Annotated in this window: 1 protein-coding gene; it reads right to left on the bottom strand. The window is 66.6% G+C overall.

Features of this window, described 5'->3' with window-relative positions; genetic code table 11:
- The coding region (locus GTW58_RS14085) for an FAD-dependent oxidoreductase (protein WP_168023660.1) at positions 1 to 512 on the bottom strand (512 nt) is incomplete at both ends.

Genomic DNA, 512 nt, shown 5'->3' with positions numbered 1-512 from the left:
AGTCCTGCTGGGCCAGGGAATTGGCATCCACGGTGGTCGACAGATGCACGCTGACCCCGGTCAACTCCAGCTGGCGGGTGAAGTACCGGATGGTCTCCGAGAACTCCTCCTTGCCGGGAATCCGTTGCGCCAGGGCGAACTGACCACCCAGGTGGTCCTGGGCCTCGAACAGATCGACCCTGTGCCCGCGCCGTGCCAGGGAAACCGCGCAGGACAGCCCAGCCGGGCCCGCGCCGATCACGGCGATGTGCTTGACCCGCCGGGCCGGACTCAGGATCAGGCTGGTCTCGTTCCCGGCGCGTGGATTCACCAGACAGGTGGCCCGCTTGTGCGCAAAGGTGTGGTCCAGACAGGCCTGGTTGCATGCGATGCACGTGTTGATTTGGTCTGCTCGCCCCGACCCGGCCTTGTCCACCCATTCCGGATCCGCCAGGAACGGGCGGGCCATGGAGATCAGGTCCGCGTGCCCTGCCGCCAGGATCTCTTCGGCCGTCTCCGCAATGTTGGTCCGG

This window comes from Kocuria subflava, from assembly GCF_012163155.1.
GTDB lineage: Bacteria > Actinomycetota > Actinomycetes > Actinomycetales > Micrococcaceae > Kocuria > Kocuria subflava.
This window is presented reverse-complemented; position numbering and strand designations above follow the sequence as displayed.